Raw genomic sequence first — 19,179 nt, forward strand, 5'->3', positions numbered from 1 at the left:
ACCTCGTCGTCAGCAACCCTATTCGAACGTACGTTCTTGTCCGGCGGTACCCCCCTGGCCGAGCATCGATTCCGGCGCCGAAACCGAATATCTCGACTACCGGAAGAGAGAACACATGTCTGCGCAGCACGACAGACGATCCGTCGGTGTCATCGGACTGGGGCCGATGGGGCAGGCGATGGTACGAGCTTTCCTGGCCGCGGGGATCGAGGTCACCGTGTGGAACCGCAGCCCGGAGAAGGTCGAGGCCATGGTCGAAGCGGGCGCGAAGCGGGCCGCGACCGTGGGGGAGGCGCTGGAGGCCGGTGCGGCGACCGTCGTCAGTCTGACCCACTACGCGGCGATGTACGACGTGCTCGGTCAGGCGCTCGACCGGTTGCCGGGCAAGGTGATCGTGAATCTGTCCTCGGATTCGCCGGAGAATGCGCGCGAGGGAGCTGCCTGGGTGCGCTCGCACGGCGCGGAATTCCTCTGCGGAGGCTTCATGTCGGCGGGTGACAACATCTCTCATCCCGCCTCCTACATCTTCTACAGCGGGCCGCGCGAGGTCTTCGACGCCCACGCGGATCTGTTGCGGCCGTTGAGCCCGCAGGAGTATCTGGGCGAGGACGACGGTCTGGCCCAGGTCTTCTACCAGGCGTTGTTGATTCCGTTCCATCCGTGGATGGTCGCCCTCGACCAGGCATTCGCCCTGATCGCGCGATCAGGGCACGACATCGAACGATTCCTGCCCTACGCGCAGCGTTCCAGTCAGGCGTATCCGTTCTTCGTCTCCGAGTACGCGGCGGCGGCGAAGGCGGGCGGCTGGGGCGATCGCTCCGCCTTCCTCATGATGGAGGCCGGCGCGCAGCACATCATCGACGCGAGCGTCGAGGTCGGTGTGGACGCCACGCTTTCCCGTGCAGCCCAAGATTTCTGGCGACGGGCGCGCAGCGCGAGTGAACAGGCCGGACGGCCGGTGCCTGTCTACGAGCTGATGTCTTCCGGCGAATCACCGTCCGCGACCGGCAGGTGATCGCCCCCGGCTAGCGTGCAGGCATGAGCACAGTGTTCGACCATCTGCTGACCGAGGAGCCGGGCGAGCCGACGCCGTCGATGAACGAGGCGTGGGAGCGGTATCGCGTGGTGTCGGGACGGTTCCCGGACGCGGTGGATGCGGCGGTGGCCGGTGGTTTCGCGGCGGACCGGCTGGGTTATGCGTTCCTGGCCGGGTATCAGGCCGCGATCGTGGCGCTACTGCCGGACCTGCCGCGGGATCGGGCGTACGCGCTGGCGGCGACGGAGCAGGGCGGTGGACACCCGGCGGCGATCCGGACCGTTGTGAGCGAGCGGGACGGCGTGTGGACGGTCCGGGGGACCAAGACGTTCACGACGCTGGCCGGTCTGGCCCGCGGGTTGGTGGTGGTCGCGAGCCAGGGCACGGGGCGCGACGGTCGCAATCGGCTGGCGGCCGTGCTCGTGGATGTCACCGAATCCGCGGTGACGATCGCCGACCGGCCCGCGCTCGCTTTCGCACCCGAGATCCCGCACGCCGTGGTCACCTTCGAGGACGCGCGGGCGACGCCGCTGCCGGGCGACGGCTACACCGACGTGCTCAAACCGTTCCGCACGATCGAGGACATCCACGTGACCGCCGCGGCGCTGGGGTGGCTGGCGCGGGTCGGCAGGCAGGCGAACTGGCCACCGCCGGTGCTGCAACGGCTGCTCGGCCTCGTCGCGGCGCTGCGCGGGCTGGGCGCATGCCCACCCTTGTCGTCCGGTGTGCACGTCGCCCTCGCCGGCGTGTTCGACGATGTCGAACGGCTGCTCGCGGACATCGAACCGTTGTGGTCTCTGGTCGAGGACCGGACGCGGGCGCGCTGGGAGCGGGATCGTCCGCTGCTCGGCGTCGCCGGACGGGCGCGCGATCTGCGACTGGCAACCGCCTGGCGAGCGGTCGGGGCGGCGGACTGAGCCGGCTGTTTCGACCTGCTGCGGACATGGAGCGGGCCTCGGCGAAGGGGGGGAGTTAGCCGAGGCCCGCGTAAGGTCGGCCCGGGGGGGAGGGGCCGACGCCAACGATCCTACGCGATAAGCGGCTGATTGTGTGCGCGGCACGGCGGCAATTTCGCCCACATTCTCGACGTGTCCAGCCGCGGGTCGACGCCGGCTTTCCGCCGCTGCCTGTCCGGTACGGTGCCCGGCCGACCGGCCGTGGCATTCGCCCGGTTACGTCCGATTCCGTGATCGCGACCGATCGCCCCGAAGACGCATGAGCCCGCGCCGCCGATCTCCACGGCCGAACATGTCGTACCCCGGTGCCAGGATGGCGCGATGGCGATCGAAAGTCATGGGAGGCCGGTGTGACAACAGATCCGAGAGCTGCCGCGGCAGGCGCGAAAAATGGGCTGCGGTGGGCGGGCGACGGGCCGATACTGGCACCGGCGTGCAACGGGCGCCGAGAATCGCAGAACGAGCAATCGTCTACGTCAGGAGAATCATGCCCGACGCAATAGTCGCCGAGGGGCTGGTCAAGCGTTACGGCCGTTTGGTCGCCCTCGACGGCCTCGACCTGAGGGTGCCGGAGGGCACCGTGACCGCCCTGCTCGGGCCCAACGGCGCGGGGAAGACCACCACCGTCCGCGTGCTCACCACGCTGCTCATCCCCGACGCGGGTCGCGCCACCGTCGCGGGTATCGACGTACTGCGTAATCCGCAGGCGCTGCGCTCCCGGATCGGTGCCTCCGGGCAGTACTCCGCGGTGGACGAATACCTCACCGGGTTCGAGAACCTGGAGATGGTGGGGCGGCTCTACCACCTGGGCGTCAAACGCAGCAAGGAACGCGCGCGCGAACTGCTGGAGCGGTTCCGGCTCACCGACGCCGCCGACCGACCGGTGCGCGGCTACTCCGGCGGTATGCGACGCAGGCTCGACCTGGCGGGCGCGCTGGTGGCCAACCCGCCGGTGCTCTTCCTCGACGAACCGACCACCGGCCTGGATCCGCGGGCGCGACTGGATCTGTGGGACGTGATCGAGGAACTGGTCGCGGGCGGCACCACGCTGCTGCTCACCACCCAGTACATGGACGAAGCCGATCGGCTGGCCGACGCCATCGCGGTGATCGACCACGGCACGGTCATCGCGCGCGGCACCGCGGACGAGCTCAAGACCATGGTCGGCGGCGACCGCATCGAACTGACCGTGGAATCGGCCGATGTGCTGCCCGCGGCCGAGCGCGTGCTGAAGCCGTTGGCAGACGGCGACATCCACCTCGAGCCGGGCCTGCGGCGCATCATCGTGCCGGTCAGCAACGGCTCGCAGGCGCTGGTCGACGCCGTCGGTCTGCTCGGCGGCGCGGGTGTGCAGATCCATGACGTCGGATTGCGCAGACCCTCGCTCGATGACGTATTCCTCACCCTCACCGGCCACGAGGCCGAAGAACGCCCGTCCGGTCCGGGCGTGAGCGAAGCGACGGAAGGGATCTCTCGATGACCTCGGTACCGACAGCGTTCGACCCCGCGGCGGAACCGGGCCTGGCCGACCGGATCGCCATGGTCGTCACCGACAGCATCACGGTCACCAAACGCAATGTCATCAAGATCAAGCGTGTACCCGATGTCCTGATCTTCTCGACGCTCTCGCCGATCATGTTCGTGCTGCTGTTCGCCTACGTGTTCGGCACCGCCATCCAGGTGCCCGGGCTCGAGGGCGGCTACCGCGAGTTCCTGATCGCGGGCATCTTCGCCCAGACCGTCGTGTTCGGCGCGTCCTTCACCGGCGCGAGCCTGGCGGAGGACATGCAGAAAGGCATCATCGATCGGTTCCGTTCGCTGCCGATGGCGCCGGTGGCGGTGCTGATCGGCCGGACCGTCAGCGATGTGGTGATCAACATCGTCAGTCTGACGGTCATGTCGGTGACGGGTCTGCTGGTCGGCTGGCGCATCCGCGGATCGTTCCTGGACGCGGTGCTGGCGTACCTGTTGCTGTTGCTGTTCGCCTACGCGCTGTCCTGGGTCATGGCCGTGGTCGGCCTGTTGGTCCGCTCGCCGGAGGTGTTCAACAATGCCAGCTTCATGGTGATGTTCCCGCTGACCTTCCTGGCCAACACCTTCGTCCCGATCGAGGATCTGCCCTCGGTGCTGAAGGTGTTCGCGGAGTGGAACCCGGTCTCGGCGGTGGTGGCCGCGACCCGCGAGCTGTTCGGCAACACCGGCGGGCTCGCACCGCAGTCCGACGCGTGGTCGATGCAGCATCCGATCGCGACCACGCTGATCTGGGTGGTCGTGATCCTGGTGGTGTTCGTGCCACTGGCCCTGCGGCAGTACAAGCGGACCGTCAGCCGCTGAGCGGGCCGTCGGCTGGGGACGTGCGGCGGCGCCGGCTCAGTGCGCGGCGCCGTCGGCCGAGGGGAGGTCTCGGGTGTAGCCGATACGCGGGGGCTCGGGGGCGGGTTCCGGTGGCACCGGTCGCTTGCTGCGCACGATCCAGGCCGCGCCGCCCGCCGCGCCGAGCAGGGCAGCGGCGATGAGCCGGTTACGGGAATTAGGGGAGAGGATCGAGGGCCTCGTGGTCATCGGTCCACTCTCGCACAACGCGGCACATGATGCAGAAAGCCCTGGTGGATGCCGAGCCGGGCAGCGGTCAACGGGCCGATTGTCCGAATCTGATTAGCATGGCGAGGGTGATGAGTGCTCACCCGTACGCGCCGACCTGCGTCCGACACCCCGATCGCGCGACCGGCCTGTCGTGCACGCGCTGTGGGCGGCCTGCGTGCCCGGAGTGCCTGCGGCCCGCGGCCGTCGGTCAGCATTGCGTGGATTGCGTGCGAGAAGGGCAGGCGCAGATCCGCCCGGTGCGGACGGTGGCGGGTGCGCCGGTCACGCAGACCGCGACCCCTTATGTCACCTACGGTCTGATCGCGGTGAATCTGGTGTTCTACGCCATCACCGTGCTGCAGTCGGGCAGCCTGATGGAGAACTACCGCTCCTCGCTGTTCTTACGGCTGGCGCTGATCCCGTCTCTGGTCGCCGACGGGGAGTGGATCCGGTTGCTGGGGGCGGGCTTCCTGCACTGGGGGCCGTTGCATCTGGCGCTCAATATGTTCGCGCTCTACGTGATCGGTATTCAGATCGAACCGGTCCTGGGCCGCTGGCGCCTGCTGTCGCTCTACCTGGTCTCGCTGATCGGCGGATCTGCCGCGGGCATGCTGTTGGAGGCGCCGAACTCGATCGGGGCAGGCGCGTCCGGCGCGGTCTACGGCATGTTCGGCATGATCGCGGTGGTGATGTTCCGGTTGCGGATGAACCCCACACAGATCTTGGTCGTCATCGGCATCAATGTGTTCCTCAGCCTGAGCCTGCCGGGTATTTCGCTGTGGGTGCACCTCGGCGGCCTGGTGGCGGGCACGCTGGCCACGATCGGCGTGCTGTTCCTGCCGGAGTGGCTGCGGGTACGCGACGCCACGACCGCGCGGCAGATCGGCTGGGCATCGATCGCCGCGGTCGCGGCGGCCTCCATCGTCGTCACTCTGGTGGCGACTGCGCTGCTGAGCTGACCGGCAGTGGGCGATTGCTCCAGAAGGTGATTGCTTCACGTGAAACGTCGCGTGAAGCGGCTGCGCCGTCAGTCGCGCAGGAAGGCGAGGCGGTGCACCACCAGCGCCTCGAACACGTTCTCGGGGTTGGTGCCGAGATCCCAGCGGCCGAAGATGAGCAATCGGTCGCCATCGCCGTGGCGGACGTCGATCTCCAGCATCGGGGTGCGGCGGCCGAGCCTGCGGTAGCTCACGATCCGGGCCCGGGTCAGCTCGTCGGGGCGGTACTCGGTCGGGCCCAGCAAGCTGCGCACGATCAGGCGAGGTTCGGCGCCGGGGCGGACTTCCAGGCGGGGGCGTTGCCGGACGCCGAGCGCGGTGAGTCCGAGCAGGCCCGCCGCGGCCACGCCCACGATCAGCTTGCTCGGCGCGTCACCGGCGAAGAAGGCGGCGATCGCCAGCACCGCACCGCCGATCCCGACGGCGACGAGGGCCGGGGTGGGGGTGGACCAGGTGAGGCGAGACGCCGATTCCGGGTTCATCGATTCCGGGTTCACGTGGCGCTGTCCCCATTCATCCTCGAGTTGTCCACAGGCTCATCCACAGGGTGTGCATGAATGACACGTGTGTAATTAACCGACCTCGGCGATAAGAGGCGCTGGTCAGCGCCAGCGCATGGTCATGATGAGACCGACCACCATGAGGCCGAAGCCGATCAGGAAGTTCCACGCGTTGAGGTCGTTCATCCAGCTGATCTGCTCGGCGGCCAGGTAGTACACCAGCAGCCAGAGCAGCCCGGCGAGCATGAAACCGAGCATGATCGCGACGTACCAGACCGGCGACGGGCCCGCTTTGACCTTCACCGGGGTACGGCTGGCGGGGTTGATCGAGTAATCGGCCTTCTTGCGGACCTTCGACTTCGGCATGACATCCTCGGTATCGGCGTACGGTGGACCGGAGGGCGGTCGCTGTCCAGGCTATCCCAACAGGTAATCGATGGGGCACCCCGGCGAACCTGCACTAATGTCGATGCCATGCGTGTTCTGGTCGTCGACAACTACGACAGCTTCGTGTTCAACCTGGTGCAGTACCTCGGCCAGCTGGGAGCCGAGGTCGTCGTCTGGCGCAACGACGATCCCCGGCTCGCCGATGCCGGAGCCGTGACCGCCGAATTCGACGGCATTCTCATCAGCCCGGGCCCCGGCACCCCCGACCGTGCGGGCGCCAGCATCGATCTGGTGCGTGCCTGCGCGACAACCGGGACCCCCTTGCTCGGCGTGTGCCTGGGACACCAGGCCATCGGCGAGGCATTCGGAGCCACCGTCACCCGCGCTCCCGAACTCCTGCACGGCAAGACCAGCTCGGTCTTCCATATCGGCGCCGGCGTGCTGGCCGGGCTTCCCGACCCGTTCACCGCCACCAGGTACCACTCGCTGACCGTGCTCGAAGACACCCTGCCCACCGAGATCGAGGTGCTCGGACGCACCGAATCCGGTGTGGTGATGGCGATGCGCCACCGTGAACTGCCGATCCACGGCGTCCAGTTCCATCCGGAGTCGGTGCTCACCCAGGGTGGGCACCGAATGCTGGCGAACTGGCTGGGCGTGTGCGGCGAGCGGCCGGCCGAGGGGTTGGTGGAGCAGCTGGAGGCGGAGGTCGCGTCGCTGGTGCTGCGGTGAGCGCACCCGCCCGGCCGTATGTGCTGCTCTCGGCCGCGATGAGCCTTGACGGCTACCTCGACGACGACAGCCCGCACCGTCTGCTGCTCTCCGACGCCGCGGATTTCGACCGTGTCGATCGACTTCGCGCGGAATCCGACGCGATCATGGTCGGCGCCCAGACCCTGCGTTCGGACAATCCACGATTGCTCGTGGCCGACGAGTCCCGCAGGCGCGCTCGGCTCGCGGCGGGCAGAACGGAATTCCCGGCGAAGGTCACCGTCACCGCGAGCGGCAGGCTGGATCCGCGGCTGCGGGTGTGGCGCGAGGGCGGGGTGAAACTCGTCTACACCACCGAGGCGGGCGCCGCGGCGATCGGTGATTCGCTGTCCGGGCTGGCCGAGGTGATCGTGCTGGGCCCGCGGGTCGATCTCGGCGCGCTGCTCGACGACCTGGGCGCGCGCGGAATCGAAAGATTGATGGTGGAGGGCGGGACCAGGATCCACACCGCGTTCCTGGCCGGTGATCTCGCCGACGAACTGCGCTTGGCCGTCGCGCCGCTGCTCGTGGGAGCTGCGAACGCGCCGCGGTTCGTGGATCCGGCCGCCTTTCCCGAGCGACGGTCGGTACTGGCCGATATCACCCGCGTCGGCGATATGGCGGTGCTGCGATATCTGCTGCGTGCGGAATCCGTCGCCGATCGGGACCGGAGGTTTCTGCGCCGGGCGATCGAGCTGGCCGAGGCGTGCCCGCCCAGCCCGACGGCCTTCTCGGTGGGCGCGGTGATCGTCGCCGACGGTGTGGAGATCGCCACCGGATACTCCCGCGAGACCGACGAGAAGGTACACGCCGAGGAGTCGGCGCTGGGCAAACTCGATCCGGCCGATCCGCGCCTGGCGCGGGCCACCATCTACAGCACACTGGAACCGTGCTCGCAGCGCGCGACCGCGAGCCGGCTTCCGTGCGCCGACCGCATTCTGGCTGCGGGTATCGGCCGGGCGGTCATCGCCTGGCGTGAGCCCGCGACCTTCGTCGGCAATTGCGTCGGTGTGGAGAAACTGCGGGACAACGGCGTCGAGGTGGTCGAGATCCCCGAGCTGGCCGAGGCGGCGATGGCGATGAATCGCCACCTCGACCTGGGTTGACCGGCTGCGGAGAGCGGATCGGAGCGGCTACGGCCTGCCGTAGACCGCGGTGACGAATTCGCCGAGCTGGTTGTCGTCGAGATTCCTGGCCAGGTCAGCCTCGCTGATCATGCCGACCAGCCGCTTGTTGTCGATCACGGGCATCCGCTTGACTTGATGATTCTCCATCGCGTCGAGCACGTCCTCGACATCGGCGTCGGCCGAGACCCAGCGCGGTGTCGCCTCACACAGCGCCGAGGCGTGCGTCTCGGCGGGCGAGCCGCCGCGAGCCACGCACTTCAGCACGATGTCGCGGTCGGTGATGATGCCGCACATCCGCTCGTTCTCGTCGGCCACGACGAGCGAGCCGACGTTGAGCTCGGCCATGAGCTGGGCCGCGTGTTCAACGGTGTCGTTCTTGGAGATCCACTGTGCGCCGGGCTTCATGATGTCCCTGGCTGTGGTCATGGGTTCATCTCCTCTTCCCTGCGGGGGTGTTGGTCCGGACGGTCTTCTCGTCCGACGAAGACCTGCCCATTCTCACGCCGCGGCCACCCGATCGCGCCCGTCATTCGGGTAACGATCGGGTGGCCGGGCCGAGCGAGGAGAGGGCCGAGCGATCAGGGTGGGCCGAGCACACCCGTGGTGATGGTGATGGTGCCGGTTTTCGAGACCGACGAACCGGCCTGCGGCTGTTGGCTGACGATGCGGCCCACGCTGCCGGTGTCGAAGGTGCCGACCGTGGACTGGCTGATCTGCGCGGAGGTGCCGGTCCACCCCGCCTGGCGCAGGCGGTCCACCGCCTGGGAGGGGGTCAGCCCGACCAGGCTCGGCATGGTGATGTTGTCACCGGTGGAGACCTGGACGGTCACCGTCGAGCCACGATCGGCGCTGGTGCCGCCCGCCGGGTTGGTGCCGACCACCTCGCCCTTCGGCCGCGCCGAATCGACCTCCTCGATGCTGATCTTGAAGCCGGCGCTGTCGACCAGGTTGGGTTCGGCCACACTGATGTCCTGGCCGACCACGCTGGGTACCCGGACCTTCTCCGGTCCCTTGCCGACCCACACCACGATCGCCTGATCGATGTCGACCCGCGAGCCTGCCGCGGGCTCGGTCCCGATCACCGAGTCGATGTCCTGGACGCTGGACTCCTTGCGCACCACGTTCGGGTCCATCCGCAGACCGACGGCGTTGAGCTCTTGCTGCGCCTGCTCCACCGTCAAGCCGTCCAGGCGGGGGACCTGCACCTGCGCTGGTCCGGAGGACACCTGCACGGTCACGGTGCTGCCCTCGTCGATGCGGGAACCGCCCAGCGGCTGGGTCGCGATGACATTGCCCGCGGCGACCTTGCTGTCGGGTTTCTGCTGGATCGCCACCGAGAAACCGAGCCGTTGCAGGGTGTCCTGCGCCTGCTGCGACGTCTTGTTCGACAGGTCGGGCACAGCCACCTGGTCGGGCTTGCTGCCCGGACCCAGGAACACCCAGAACAGCGCGAACGCGACAGCCAGCACCGCCGCGGCGCCGAAGGCCAGGTAGGCGGTCCGCCGTCCACCGGCCGGGTCGGCGGCTTCCTGTTCGGCGGTGGCGGGGGCACCGTTCTCCTCGCTCGGATGGTGCCGGTAGCCGCGCGGTGCGGGGGCTTCGTCGTCGAGGAAGCTGGTGCGGTCCTCGTCGGTCATCACCATCGGCGCGCTCGGCCTCTGCCCGCCCAGCACCCGGATCAGATCCGCGCGCATCTCCGCGGCGGTCTGGTATCGGTTGGCCGGGTTCTTGCTCATCGCCTTGAGCACGATCGAATCGAGTTCGCGCGGCACCCCGTGGTGTACGTGCGAGGGCAGCCGCGGATCCTCCTTGACGTGCTGGTAGGCGACCGCGACCGGTGAGTCGCCGCTGAACGGCGGTTCACCGGTGAGGATCTCGAAGAGCACGCAACCGACCGAGTACACATCCGAGCGCGCGTCCACGGTCTCACCGCGGGCCTGCTCGGGGGACAGGTACTGGGCGGTGCCGATGACGGCGGCGGTCTGGGTCATCGGGTTGGCGGCGTCGGCGATCGCGCGGGCGATGCCGAAGTCCATCACCTTCACCGCGCCGGACCGGTTGATCATGATGTTGGCCGGCTTCATGTCGCGATGCACGATGCCGTGTTTGTGGCTGAAGTCCAGCGCGGCGCAGACGTCGGCGACGACCTCCATGGCGCGTCTGGGTGCGAGCGGGCCCTTGCCGCGCACGATGTCGCGCAGGGTGTCGCCCTCGACGTACTCCATCACGATGTAGGGCAGCGGGCCGCCGTCGATCTCGGCTTCGCCGGTGTCGTAGACAGCGACGATGGCGGGGTGGTTCAGCGCGGCGGCATTCTGCGCCTCGCGCTTGAAACGCAGGTAGAACGTGGGGTCGCGGGCCAGATCCGCGCGTAGCACCTTGATCGCCACATCACGGCTCAGCCGCAGATCCCTGGCCTTGTGTACCTCCGACATCCCGCCGAATCCGATGATCTCGCCCAGTTCATAGCGCGACGAGAGATTCTTCGGGGTCGTCATTGTTGTCCTTGCTCAGGTGTGGTGGGCGCGCTGGGAGTGGCCGTCGGACCTCCGGCACCGGAATCGGAATTCTCCGGGAATGGTAGGTCGAAAGTCGGGAACAAGGTGCGAGTGGTGGTCGTGCGCCGGGTCGTCGTCCGGGTCGGCTCCTGGGTCGTCGTCGGCGTCTCGGTCGTCGGCGCCACCGTGGTCGTGGTGGGCTCGACGGTTGTGGTGGTCGGCTGGGGGATGGTCGTGACCGGCTCCGGATCGCTGGTCCGCGGTGGCTCGGGTGGTACGAACCGCGTGGTGGTCGGTTCGGCGATGGTTGTGGTGGGCTGCGGCGGCGCGACCGTCGTGGTAGCAGGCGGGCTCTTCGGATCCGGGTTGGTGTCGCCGCCGAAGAGCAGCCACAGCACCGCGCCCGCCAGCACGAGCGCGGCCACGCTGAGCCCGGCCATCATCTTCTGCGTGCTCGTCCATGCCCGGCCGCCGCCCTGCGGGGGTGGACCGTAGTGGCTCGGTGCGGCGTTCGGCCCGGTGCCGTTGTACCTGCCCCCGTTGTGATCGCTCATCATGGTGGCGGGCGCGTCGGCCTCACCCGCGCCTACGGCGGCCGCCGCCGGCCGGCTGTAGCGCACTGTCGGCCCGTCGGCCTGACCGGTGGGAATCGCGACCGTCGGCCCGGGCGGCAACAGTTGGGTGGCGTCCTCCACCGGCCCCGTGGCGCCCCTGGGCGGCGGCGGACGATGTCCGGCGCGCACCGCGGCCACCGCGTCGGCGAACTCGCCGCCGCTGGCGTAGCGCTGCTGCGGGTCCTTGCCGAGAGTGATCTCGATGAGCTCGCGCACATTCGGCGGCACATCGGGCGGCAGCGGCGGCGGGGTCTCGCGCACATGCTTCATCGCCACGGTGATGGCGCCGTCGCCGGTGAACGGACGCTTGCCCGCCAGCGCCTCGTAGCCGACCACACCGAGGGAGTACACGTCGCTGGCCGAGGTGGCGTCCTCGCCCACGGCCTGCTCAGGCGCGATGTACTGCGCGGTGCCCATCACCATGCCGGTCTTGGTGACCGGGCTGGCGTCGACCGCCTTGGCGATGCCGAAATCGGTGATCTTCACCTGACCGGTCGGCGTCACCAAGATGTTGCCCGGCTTGACGTCGCGGTGCACGACACCAGCGGCGTGCGCGGCCTCGAGCGCCCGGCCGGTCTGCTCGAGCATGTCCAGGCCCTGATTGACCGAGAGCTTGCCGAGCCTGCTGAGCACCGCGTTGAGCGGCTCGCCCTGCACCAGTTCCATCACCAGGTAGGAGGTCTCGCCCGCGCTCGGATCGTAGGTCTCGCCGTAGTCGTAGATCCCGGCGATACCGGAATGGTTCAGCTGGGCCGTGGTCTGGGCCTCGGTCCGGAACCGCTGCCGGAAGGTGGGGTCGGCGGAGAACTCGGCCTTGAGGACCTTGACCGCCACCCGGCGGTTCAACCTCGTATCCAGCGCTTCCCAGACCTGGCCCATGCCACCGGTGGCGATCAGGCGTTGCAGTCGGTAGCGGTCGGCGATCAGCGCACCGTTGTTCAGCATCGGGGCCCCCGAACCTCTCCTCGCACGTTCAATTCCTAGCCCCCTTGCAGACCGGCGTCGAGCACGGCCCTGGCGATGGGCGCCGCCACCGAGCCGCCGGTCGCCGCGAGCGACCGATCGCCGCCGTCCTCGACGATGACCGCGATGGCGATCTTCGGGTTCTGCGCCGGTGCGAAAGCGATGTACCAGGCGTGCGGCGGGGTGTTTCGCGGATCGGAACCGTGCTCGGCGGTGCCGGTCTTGGACGCGATGGTGTAGCCGGACCGCCCGCCGCCGGTCGTGTTCTTCTCCGACTCGATCATCATGGCGGTCACCTGGGAGGCCACGCCCGCGCTGACCGCCTGCCCGACCGAGACCGGCTTGGTCTGCGACAGTTCGCTCAGATCGGGGCCCTGCCTGGAGTCCACCAGGTACGGCTGCATGCGGACCCCGCCGTTGGCGATGGTGGCCGCGATGACCGCGTTGTCGAGCGGGGTGAGTGCCACGTCGCGCTGCCCGATGCTGCTCTGCCCGAGGGCCGCGTCGTCGGGGATGCTGCCCAGCGTGCTCTCGTACCAATCCAGCGGGATACCGGGGTGCTCGCCGATGCCGAACGCCGCCGCGGTGTCCTCGAGCGCGGACGCGCCGACATCGATGCCCAGCTCCACGAAAGCGGTGTTGCACGACAGTCGCAACGCGTTGGCCAGCGTGGTGGTCGGCTCGCCGCCGCACGGATTGCCGTTGTAGTTCTCCAGCGAGGTGGACGTGCCGGGCAGCGTGATCGAGGGCGCGGCGGTGAGCCGGGTATCGGGGGTGGCGACGCCGTTGGCCAGCGCGGCCGCGGTGACCACGACCTTGAAGGTGGAACCGGGCGGATAGGTCTGCGACAGGGCGCGATTGAGCATCGGCTTGTCCGGATCGGACTGGAGCTCCTCGAGCGCCGCGGTGGTCTGCGCCGCGTCGTGCCCGGCCACCACGTTCGGGTCGTAGCTGGGGGTGGAGACCATGGTCAGGATCTTGCCGGTGCTCGGTTCGATGGCCACCACCGAGCCGGTGTAGCCCTTCGCCGTGAGCTGCTCGTAGGCGACTCGCTGCATGACGGGATCGAGGGTGGTCAGCACATTGCCGCCGCGCGGATCGCGACCGGAGACCAGGTCGATGAGCCTGCGCCCGAACAGCTGGCTGTCGGAGCCGTTGAGCAGCGGATCCTCGGTGCGCTCGAGCCCGCCGCTGCCGTTCTGCATCGTGTAGTACCCGGTGACCGGGGCGAAGGCCTGCGGATCGGTCGGATAGACGCGCAAGTACTTGTAGCGGTCGTCGGTCTCGATCGAGGAGGCCAGCACCGTCCCGCCCGCGGCGATCTGCCCACGCTGGCGGGAGTACTCGTCGAGCAGCACCCGGGAGTTACGCGGGTCGTCGCGGTAGTCGTCGGCCTTGATGACCTGCACGTAGGTGGCGTTCATCAGCAAAGCGACGACCATCACCATCACCGCGACCGCTACCCGTCGTAGTGGTGTGTTCATTCCGGTTGCCTCGTCTCCGGACGGCGGAGCATCTCGGTCTGCGCCTCGGCGATCGGCGGGGCCGGTTCGCGTTTGCGCACCGGAGCCGGGGCGCGGGCCGCGTCGGACACCTTGATCAGCAGCGCGAGCAGCGCGTAGTTCGACAGCAGCGAGGAGCCGCCGTAGGACATGAACGGCGTGGTCAGGCCGGTCAGCGGAATCAGCTTGGTGACACCGCCGACTACCACGAAGATCTGGATGGCCAAGGTGAAGGCCAGGCCTGCGGCGAGCAGCTTGCCGAAGCTGTCGCGCACCGCGAGCGCGGTGCGCAGTCCGCGCACGATCAGCACCAGGAACAGGATCAGCACGGCGGTCAGGCCGATCAGTCCCATTTCCTCGCCGATGGTGGTGACGATGAAGTCGGTCTTGGAGAAGGGCACCTGGTTCGGGCGTCCGCTGCCCAGCCCGGTGCCCGCCAGCCCGCCGGTGGCCAGTCCGAACAGTGACTGGGAGATCTGGTAACCGGTGTTGCTGTAGTCGGCGAACGGATCCAGCCAGGTGTCGACGCGGACCTTCACATGCCCGAAGACTTGGTAGGCGAAGACGAAACCGGCCAGCAGCAAGCTGAATCCGATGATCAGCCAGCCCACCCGCTCGGTGGCGATGTACATCATCACCAGCACGGTGCTGAAGATCAGCAGCGAGGTGCCCAGGTCCTTCTCCAGCACCAGCACCCCGATACAGATCAGCCAGACCGCCAGGATCGGGCCGAGGTCGCGGGCACGGGGGAAATCCATGCCCAGCCAGTGCTTGCCCGCCACGGTGAACAGATCACGCTTGGAGACCAGCACCGAGGCGAAGAAAATGATGAGCAGCAGCTTGGCGAACTCGCCGGGCTGCACGCTGAAGCCGGGCAGCCTGATCCAGATCTTGGCGCCGTTGATCTCGGACATGCTCGCGGGCAGCAGCGCCGGGATCATCAGCGCGACAAGGCCGATCAGGCCCAGGGTGTAGCTGTAGCGGGCCAGCGTGCGGTAGTCGCGCAACACCACGAGGACCGCGACGAACACCACCATGCCCAGCGCCGTCCACAGGATCTGCTGGTTGGCGTCGGGAGAGGGGATCGCCACCGAGTTGAACACCGCGTCCTGCGCGGCGCCCAGGTCCAGGCGATGGATCAGCACCAGCCCGAGACCGTTGAGTACGGCCACGATCGGCAGCAGCAGCGGGTCGGCGAAGGGCGCGAACCGGCGCACCGCCACGTGCGCGACCGCGTACAGAGCCAGGAAGGCCGCGCCGTACTTGGCGATGTCCCAGGTGATCGACTGTTCCTGGCTGGCTTCGACCAAGAACAGCGCGGCGGTCACCAGGACAGCCGCGAATCCGAGCAGCAGCAATTCGACATTGCGCCGGGTCGACGGCGGCGGTGCCGGCGCGAAACCACCCGGCGGACTCGGAAAGGCCCCGGCGGACGGCGGTGCCGGTGCGGACATCAGTCCGTCACCCGGCAGTTCTCCCCCGCGGTCTGGGGGCTCGGCGCCGGAGTCGCCGCAGGCGTGGGAACGCCGGTCTCGGGCGCGGGCTGAGCGGTAGGAGCGGGGGCGGGCTCGGATGCGGGCGGTGCGGGTGTGGGTGCGGGCTCGGCGGGCGCGGGTGCCGGTGCGCCGGGCACCGGTTGGCCGCCGGGTGCCGGCTCGCCGGTGGGCGCACCGGGCTGCCCGGGCGCCGGGGGTGCGGGGGCAGGCGTGGCGGGTGCGGGCGTGGCGGGCTCCGTGCGGCACGGCGGCAGCAGTTCGTGCTCGGCGAGCACGCTGATCTGCTCCTGCGCCTTGTCCAGCGAACCGGGGGGCAGGCCGGCCTCGACCTTGTCCCGGCCCGTCTGGACGAGATCGTCGACGCGCAGCTTGCGGCACTCGGCGGGCAGCGGCTCACCGGGGGCGAGCGTGGTCAGCTCGCCGTCGGGGTTCACGCAGCCCACGGTGTGGACCTCGTGCAGCGAGTATCCGAAGATCGAGCCGGGCAGACCGCGCAGGATCACCACCTGGCCGTCGTCCGCGCCGACGTAGTAGTTGTTGCGGATCATCTTGTAGCCCACCAGCAGACCGGCGACGACCGCGACGATCAGGCCGATCGCCAGCAACACCCAGCGCAGCTTGTGCGATTTCGCGGGCGGCGGCGGTTCGGCCGGGGTGGCGGCGCGACGCGGCGGAGTGGCGCGCGGCGGGCGCATGGCGGCGGCCCGGCCCGCGGCGGTGTTCGGCGGCGGGGTGTCGTCGTCCTGGCCCGAGGCGGCGCCCGCGACGATCGGATGACTCTGTCCGTAGTCCAGATCGATGACATCGGCGACCACGACGGTGACGTTGTCCGGTCCGCCGCTGCGCAGCGCTAGTTCGATGAGCCGGTCGGCGCACTCGTCGGTGGTGCCCTCGCGCATGGTGTTGGCGATGGTCTCGTCACTCACCACGTCCGACAGCCCGTCCGAGCACAGCAGGTAGCGGTCACCGGCGCGGGCTTCGCGCATGATGAGCGTGGGCTCGATCTCGTTGCCGGTGAGCGCGCGCATGATCAGCGACCGTTGCGGATGGGTGTGCGCCTGCTCGGCGGTGATCCGGCCCTCGTCGACCAGCGACTGCACGAAGGTGTCGTCCCTGGTGATCTGGTTCAGTTCGCCGCCGCGCAGCAGATACGCGCGGGAGTCGCCGATGTGGGCGAGGCCGAGTTTCTTGCCCGCGAACAGAACGGCGGTGAGCGTGGTGCCCATGCCGTCGAGTTCGGGTTCTTCCTCGACCTGATCGGCGATGGCGGCATTGCCCTCGCGCACCGCGCGATCGAGCTTGCCGAGCAGATCGTCGCCGGGTTCGTCGTCGTCGAGGTGGGCGAGCGCGGCGATCATCAGCTGCGAGGCGACCTCGCCCGCCGCGTGTCCGCCCATGCCGTCGGCGAGAGCGAGCAGCCGCGCGCCGGCGTAGACGGAATCCTCGTTGTTGCCTCGGACGAGACCGCGGTCGCTGCGCGCTGCGTAGCGGAGAACAAGTGTCACGGTCGGAGCTCGATCACTGTCTTACCGACCCGGACCGGAGTACCGAGCGGAACGCGGACGGCGGTGGTGACTTTCGCGCGATCCAGATAGGTGCCGTTGGTCGAGCCGAGATCCTCGACGTACCAGTCGTCACCCCGCGGCGAGAGTCGTGCGTGCCTGGTGGAGGCGTAGTCATCGGTGAGTACCAGCGTCGAGTCGTCCGCACGTCCGATCAGCACCGGCTGGGTGCTGAGCGTGATGCGGGTGCCGGCGAGTGAACCTTGAGTCACCACAAGATATTTGGCGCCCTTCTGGCCTCGACGCAGGGATGGCAGCACCGCGGAACCGCGCGCGGCCCTGGGCTGGATCCGAATGCCGGATGCCGCGTAGATGTCGCTGCGCAGAGTCCGCAGCACCGCCCAGACGAACAGCCACAGCAACAGCAGGAACCCCGCGCGGGTCAGTTGCAGGATCAATCCCTGCACGGCGTTCCACCTCCTGCTTCGACCTTGGGTATTCCGGTGCCATCGGTGCGGATCGGCCGACCCCCACACAACTGCTTGCCGCGAGGCTCCGTGCGGAGCCGCGCGTAGGCAGCATCATAGGGCTGTCGGCCGATTTTCGATGACCGCGAGCTTACGGGATCACACGATCCGGATCAGGATCTCCGAATGTCCGGCCCGGATCACGTCGCCGTCGGCGAGTTGCCAGTCCTGCACCGGTGACCCGTTGACCAACGTGCCGTTGGTCGAGCCGAGATCGGAGAGCATGGCTGTCTGGCCGTCCCAGCGGACCTCGATATGGCGACGCGAGACGCCGGTGTCGGGCAGCCGGAAGTGCGCATCCTGACCACGGCCGATGATGTTCGAACCCTCGCGCAGCTGGTAGGTGCGGCCGCTGCCGTCGTCGAGCTGAAGGGTGGCCGAGTAGCCGGAACCGGCGGCGGGGGCGCCGCCGTAGGCGGGCGCGGCATAGCCGGCCTGCTGGCCGTAGCCCGGCTGTTGCGGGTAGCCGCCGCCCGGCGCGGGAGCCGGAGCGGGCTGGCCGTAACCGGCGCCCGGCTCGTCGGCACCGTAACCGGGTTCGGCGTAACCGGGATCGCGGTAGCCCGGATCGCCGTAGCCGGGCTGGCCGTAGCCGGGCGCGCTCTGCCCCTGACCGTAGCCGGGCTCGGCGTACCCCTGGTCGCCGTAGCCGCCCTGCTGACCGCCGTAACCCGCACCCTGCCCGTAACCGCCCGGATCGGCGTAGCCCGGCTGGCCGGCGCCCGGCTGGCCCGCCCCCGGCTGGCCGTAGCCGGGATCGGCATAGGCCTGCTGGCCGCCGCCCTGGGCGTAGCCCTGGTCGCCGCCGTATCCCGGTTGTTCGTAGCCCTGGTCGCCGTAGCCTTGGTCGCCGTAGCCGGGCCGACCGTAACCGCCGCCCTGCTGTCCGTAGCCGGGTGCGCCGCCCTGCTGGTAGTCGGCGCCCTGCTGGTAATCGCCACCCTGCTGGTAGTCGTAGCCGTTCTGGTATTCGCCGTATCCCTGACCGGACTCCGGCGCGCGGTAATCGCCGCCGCCGTACGGCGCGCCACCGCGGCCGTACTCGTCGGGGTATGCGCCGTTCGGGCCGACGGCGGGACGGCCCGCGGGCGGCGGAGCGTACCCGCGATTACGTGGATCGGACTCCGCGGGCTCACGGCTCGGGTCGTAGCCAGAGTTCTGCGTCATGGGGCCAGCTCCTGGGTGCGGGTGTGCAGGTCGTTGTGGCGTGGGTTCTGGGCTCGGGGCCGGGGAGCCCCGGCGACCGACGTCCGGATCGACGCGGCCGCTCGCCCTGAACTGTCCGGTGTGCAGCGTAGGTGATGCCTCGAACGCTACGTGTACTTCGCCGTAGGTCTGCCACCCTTGATCACGGATGTAGTCCTGGAGATGTTTGGCGAACGCGCGGGTCGTGAGGTCGTGGTCGGCGTCCAGTTGCTGGTGGTCGGCGGAGTTGATGGTGATCACATAGCTGTTGGGGGCCAACAGGTGACCGCCACCTACGTCCTGCACGTTGTCGGCGGCTTCGCGCTGCAGCGCAGCCTCGACTTCCTGGGGCACGACGCTGCCTCCGAAGACCCGGGCGAACACGTCACCCACGGCGCCCTGCAGACGACGCTCGAACCGTGAAACGATGCCCATTGCCGGCCTCCCTTCGGTGAGCGTCTTCCTTCGGTCATTCCCAGCTTGATAACAACGACACGCGCATCGGGCGTGTCGTCGAACGGCCACGTCCACTGCATGATATCCGCGAACCGGCAC

The 19,179-nt window shown here is 68.9% G+C and carries 18 protein-coding genes; 7 read left to right on the forward strand and 11 right to left on the reverse strand.

Annotated features, from left to right (window positions below):
* Positions 1–64 precede the first annotated feature (64 nt).
* The 4 genes from IU449_RS19900 (at position 65) to IU449_RS19915 (ending at position 4,326) form a co-directional block, all read left to right on the forward strand.
* Positions 65–1,015, forward strand: coding sequence for an NAD(P)-dependent oxidoreductase (locus IU449_RS19900; protein ID WP_324188348.1), 951 nt, complete (start codon positions 65–67; stop codon positions 1,013–1,015).
* 23 nt (positions 1,016–1,038) lie between these two features.
* Entirely contained in the window at positions 1,039–1,953 is a 915-nt protein-coding gene (locus IU449_RS19905; RefSeq protein WP_195003604.1) for an acyl-CoA dehydrogenase family protein, read from the forward strand.
* A gap of 526 nt (positions 1,954–2,479) precedes the next feature.
* Positions 2,480–3,472, forward strand: a complete 993-nt coding sequence (locus IU449_RS19910) for an ATP-binding cassette domain-containing protein (protein ID WP_195003605.1) — start codon at positions 2,480–2,482, stop codon at positions 3,470–3,472.
* 59 nt (positions 3,473–3,531) lie between these two features.
* Complete coding sequence (locus IU449_RS19915) at positions 3,532–4,326, forward strand: ABC transporter permease (RefSeq protein ID WP_228805375.1); 795 nt, start codon at positions 3,532–3,534, stop codon at positions 4,324–4,326.
* Positions 4,327–4,362: 36 nt separating this feature from the next.
* Here the strand turns inward: IU449_RS19915 and IU449_RS19920 are convergent, their stop codons facing one another.
* On the reverse strand, positions 4,363–4,554 hold the full coding sequence (locus tag IU449_RS19920; protein WP_195003607.1) for a hypothetical protein: 192 nt from the start codon (positions 4,552–4,554) through the stop codon (positions 4,363–4,365).
* Positions 4,555–4,652: 98 nt separating this feature from the next.
* Here IU449_RS19920 and IU449_RS19925 point away from each other — a divergent pair, with 98 nt between their 5' ends.
* Positions 4,653–5,534, forward strand: a complete 882-nt coding sequence (locus tag IU449_RS19925; protein ID WP_195003608.1) for a rhomboid family intramembrane serine protease — start codon at positions 4,653–4,655, stop codon at positions 5,532–5,534.
* A 68-nt stretch (positions 5,535–5,602) separates the two neighbouring features.
* Here IU449_RS19925 and IU449_RS19930 read toward each other — a convergent pair whose 3' ends face one another.
* Positions 5,603–6,055 carry a PH domain-containing protein gene (locus tag IU449_RS19930; protein ID WP_195003767.1) on the reverse strand — a complete coding sequence of 151 codons (453 nt, stop codon included), beginning with the start codon at positions 6,053–6,055 and terminating at the stop codon, positions 5,603–5,605.
* 120 nt (positions 6,056–6,175) lie between these two features.
* Complete coding sequence (crgA, locus tag IU449_RS19935) at positions 6,176–6,439, reverse strand: cell division protein CrgA (RefSeq protein WP_195003609.1); 264 nt, start codon at positions 6,437–6,439, stop codon at positions 6,176–6,178.
* 108 nt (positions 6,440–6,547) lie between these two features.
* Between crgA and IU449_RS19940 the strand changes: the two genes are divergently transcribed.
* Together IU449_RS19940 and IU449_RS19945 are read left to right on the forward strand one after the other, a co-directional pair.
* Positions 6,548–7,192, forward strand: coding sequence for an aminodeoxychorismate/anthranilate synthase component II (locus IU449_RS19940; protein ID WP_195003610.1), 645 nt, complete (start codon positions 6,548–6,550; stop codon positions 7,190–7,192).
* Entirely contained in the window at positions 7,189–8,316 is a 1,128-nt protein-coding gene (locus IU449_RS19945; protein ID WP_324188340.1) for a dihydrofolate reductase family protein, read from the forward strand. Before IU449_RS19940 ends, IU449_RS19945 begins: the two co-directional genes overlap by 4 nt.
* Positions 8,317–8,343: 27 nt before the next feature.
* Here the strand turns inward: IU449_RS19945 and IU449_RS19950 are convergent, their stop codons facing one another.
* The 8 genes from IU449_RS19950 to IU449_RS19985 form a co-directional block, all read right to left on the reverse strand.
* A complete protein-coding gene (locus IU449_RS19950) occupies positions 8,344–8,763 on the reverse strand; it encodes a CBS domain-containing protein (RefSeq protein WP_195003611.1) in 420 nt (139 codons plus the stop codon).
* A 152-nt stretch (positions 8,764–8,915) separates the two neighbouring features.
* Positions 8,916–10,835 carry a Stk1 family PASTA domain-containing Ser/Thr kinase gene (pknB, locus tag IU449_RS19955; RefSeq protein WP_195003612.1) on the reverse strand — a complete coding sequence of 640 codons (1,920 nt, stop codon included), beginning with the start codon at positions 10,833–10,835 and terminating at the stop codon, positions 8,916–8,918.
* Complete coding sequence (locus tag IU449_RS19960) at positions 10,832–12,394, reverse strand: protein kinase domain-containing protein (protein ID WP_195003613.1); 1,563 nt, start codon at positions 12,392–12,394, stop codon at positions 10,832–10,834. The genes pknB and IU449_RS19960 overlap by 4 nt, the downstream gene beginning before the upstream one ends.
* 35 nt (positions 12,395–12,429) lie before the next feature.
* Positions 12,430–13,896 carry a peptidoglycan D,D-transpeptidase FtsI family protein gene (locus IU449_RS19965; protein ID WP_195003614.1) on the reverse strand — a complete coding sequence of 489 codons (1,467 nt, stop codon included), beginning with the start codon at positions 13,894–13,896 and terminating at the stop codon, positions 12,430–12,432.
* Positions 13,893–15,368 carry an FtsW/RodA/SpoVE family cell cycle protein gene (locus IU449_RS19970; protein WP_195003615.1) on the reverse strand — a complete coding sequence of 492 codons (1,476 nt, stop codon included), beginning with the start codon at positions 15,366–15,368 and terminating at the stop codon, positions 13,893–13,895. Before IU449_RS19970 ends, IU449_RS19965 begins: the two co-directional genes overlap by 4 nt.
* On the reverse strand, positions 15,368–16,915 hold the full coding sequence (locus tag IU449_RS19975) for a PP2C family protein-serine/threonine phosphatase (protein WP_195003616.1): 1,548 nt from the start codon (positions 16,913–16,915) through the stop codon (positions 15,368–15,370). The genes IU449_RS19970 and IU449_RS19975 overlap by 1 nt, the downstream gene beginning before the upstream one ends.
* Positions 16,912–17,379: an FHA domain-containing protein FhaB/FipA gene (locus tag IU449_RS19980; RefSeq protein WP_195003617.1), complete on the reverse strand. Its 468-nt coding sequence runs from the start codon at positions 17,377–17,379 to the stop codon at positions 16,912–16,914. The genes IU449_RS19975 and IU449_RS19980 overlap by 4 nt, the downstream gene beginning before the upstream one ends.
* Positions 17,380–17,538: 159 nt before the next feature.
* A complete protein-coding gene (locus IU449_RS19985) occupies positions 17,539–19,059 on the reverse strand; it encodes an FhaA domain-containing protein (protein WP_195003618.1) in 1,521 nt (506 codons plus the stop codon).
* Between the last annotated feature and the right edge of the window lie 120 nt (positions 19,060–19,179).

Origin of the sequence: Nocardia higoensis, from assembly GCF_015477835.1 — a bacterium.
Taxonomy (GTDB): Bacteria; Actinomycetota; Actinomycetes; order Mycobacteriales; family Mycobacteriaceae; genus Nocardia; species Nocardia higoensis_A.

Bases quoted from the DNA above. Each gene is read 5' to 3' on its own strand.
- IU449_RS19905 (WP_195003604.1), top strand. From the start codon at position 1,039: ATGAGCACAGTGTTCGACCATCTGCTGACCGAGGAGCCGGGCGAGCCG.
- IU449_RS19970 (WP_195003615.1), bottom strand. From the start codon at position 15,368: ATGTCCGCACCGGCACCGCCGTCCGCCGGGGCCTTTCCGAGTCCGCCG.
- IU449_RS19915 (WP_228805375.1), top strand. From the start codon at position 3,532: ATGGTCGTCACCGACAGCATCACGGTCACCAAACGCAATGTCATCAAG.
- crgA (WP_195003609.1), bottom strand. From the start codon at position 6,439: ATGCCGAAGTCGAAGGTCCGCAAGAAGGCCGATTACTCGATCAACCCC.
- IU449_RS19925 (WP_195003608.1), top strand. From the start codon at position 4,653: ATGGCGAGGGTGATGAGTGCTCACCCGTACGCGCCGACCTGCGTCCGA.
- IU449_RS19985 (WP_195003618.1), bottom strand. From the start codon at position 19,059: ATGGGCATCGTTTCACGGTTCGAGCGTCGTCTGCAGGGCGCCGTGGGT.
- IU449_RS19910 (WP_195003605.1), top strand. From the start codon at position 2,480: ATGCCCGACGCAATAGTCGCCGAGGGGCTGGTCAAGCGTTACGGCCGT.
- IU449_RS19950 (WP_195003611.1), bottom strand. From the start codon at position 8,763: ATGACCACAGCCAGGGACATCATGAAGCCCGGCGCACAGTGGATCTCC.
- IU449_RS19940 (WP_195003610.1), top strand. From the start codon at position 6,548: ATGCGTGTTCTGGTCGTCGACAACTACGACAGCTTCGTGTTCAACCTG.
- IU449_RS19960 (WP_195003613.1), bottom strand. From the start codon at position 12,394: ATGCTGAACAACGGTGCGCTGATCGCCGACCGCTACCGACTGCAACGC.
- IU449_RS19930 (WP_195003767.1), bottom strand. From the start codon at position 6,055: ATGAACCCGGAATCGGCGTCTCGCCTCACCTGGTCCACCCCCACCCCG.
- IU449_RS19920 (WP_195003607.1), bottom strand. From the start codon at position 4,554: ATGACCACGAGGCCCTCGATCCTCTCCCCTAATTCCCGTAACCGGCTC.
- pknB (WP_195003612.1), bottom strand. From the start codon at position 10,835: ATGACGACCCCGAAGAATCTCTCGTCGCGCTATGAACTGGGCGAGATC.
- IU449_RS19965 (WP_195003614.1), bottom strand. From the start codon at position 13,896: ATGAACACACCACTACGACGGGTAGCGGTCGCGGTGATGGTGATGGTC.